We start from the raw sequence: 1645 nt of genomic DNA on the forward strand, positions 1-1645 counted from the left end.
CCCCAACAACCGAACCCGCTCATCAACCCCCACCACATCCACGCCACCAAGAACCACATCCACGCCATCACCAGACCCGTCAACCACACTCCCGAGGGCACTCACTGCACTCTCTGTCGCGGTGTGGAACAGGCGGACCACTGCACCAGCGTCGACCGGCGCTACGGCTTCCACGGTCAGGCTCAGTCCGCCGGCCCCTCGATCGCTGACGGACACCGTCACCGGATAGTTGGTCCGCTCTCGGAGGGAGACCTGCTGGATGCCGTCGACATGCCGTTCCCCGGCTGTCTCCTCGGCCTGATCGACGTGCCGGTAGTTGAACAGTGAGGTGAACAGCGGCGTATTGGCTGCGACACCACTCGCCTGCTGTGCCACAGCCAGCGGTGCGTGCTCGTGCTCCAGCAGCCCCGCAAGCTGGTCCCGCATCCCCTCAACAGCCACACGTACGCCCACCTGGCCGGTCCGCACCCGTACCGGCAGGGTGTTGATGAACGGGCCCAGCACCCGGTCAGCACCTGCGCCGGCGTTCATCCGACCGAACAACACCGTGCCGAACACCACGTCGTCACGCCCCGACAGCACCCCGAGCACGCGCGCCCACACCACATGCAGCACCGTCGCCGTGCTGACCCCCAACTCCCTTGCCACCCACCGCAGTCCGTCGGTGACCTCAGTGGCGACGGGCATCGACGCCGAGGCCACATCGCTGCCGTCGCCGCGTACGTCGAGCACCCCGTACGGGGCGGTGGGCTCGGTCACGTCACCGAGCAGCTCGGCGAAGTACCGCTCATGCTCGACCCGGGACACCGCACGCGTCTGCGCCACAAAGTTCCGGAACGGCATCGCCGGCGCCAACCGCTCCGCCTGCCCTGTGAGCACCGCCCGCAGCTCCTGCAGCAGCACATCCATGCCCAGGTGGTCCTGGAGCAGGTGATGCATCCGCACCACTGCCAGCCACCGGCCCCCGGACACCTCGGCCGCATGCACATCCATCAACGGCGCTCGGCCCAGGTCCATCACTGACCCGGCTACGGCCAGCAGGGCATCCGCCGGGTTCGCGGACCCACCGTCGACCTCGTGCTCCACCACCGGCAGTTGAGCCTGCCGCCACACCACCTGCACGGGCTCACGCAAGCCCTCCCACACGACTGCCGTGCGGTAGATGTCATGCCGGTCCATCACCAGCTGCAACGCGCCGGTGAACGCGTCCAGCCGGGTCCGGGAGTCGAACTCCACGACGCGCGCCGTCAGATAGACGTCGCCACCCTCACCCGCCATCAGGTGGTGGAAGAACATCCCCTCCTGCAACGGCGCCAACGGATAGACGTCCGCCACGTTCGCCGCTCCGCCGTCGACCGCCGCGACCACCCGGTCGATCTCCATCTGCGACAGCTCCACCAGCGGCAGCATCTCCGGCGTGATCCGCTCGGCACCCACCGGGATCAGGTTCTCGGGCACCTCCACCGAGCCGATGCCCGTGGCCCCGGCCAACCCGGCCGGAGTGGGGGCTTCGAACAGGGCCCGTACCGACACCGACACACCTCGCACGCGGAGCCGTTCGACCAGGGTCACCGCCAGCAGGGAGTGCCCGCCGAGCTGGAAGAAATTGTCGTCGACGCCGACCGACTCAAGACCCAACACCTCG

Annotated in this window: 1 protein-coding gene and 1 pseudogene; both read right to left on the bottom strand. The window is 68.4% G+C overall.

All coding sequences use genetic code 11. From position 1 onward, the window contains the following. Positions 1–1458, bottom strand: a 1458-nt coding sequence (locus IEZ19_RS49735) for a condensation domain-containing protein (RefSeq protein WP_229841744.1), incomplete at its 3' end; no start/stop codon positions are given. Between the two features lie 36 nt (positions 1459–1494). After that, a pseudogene (locus IEZ19_RS54115) lies at positions 1495–1641 on the bottom strand (phosphopantetheine-binding protein); the annotation flags it as partial. Between the last annotated feature and the right edge of the window lie 4 nt (positions 1642–1645).

Source organism: Streptomyces brasiliensis (assembly GCF_014647875.1).
GTDB classification, from domain to species: Bacteria; Actinomycetota; Actinomycetes; order Streptomycetales; family Streptomycetaceae; genus Streptomyces; species Streptomyces brasiliensis.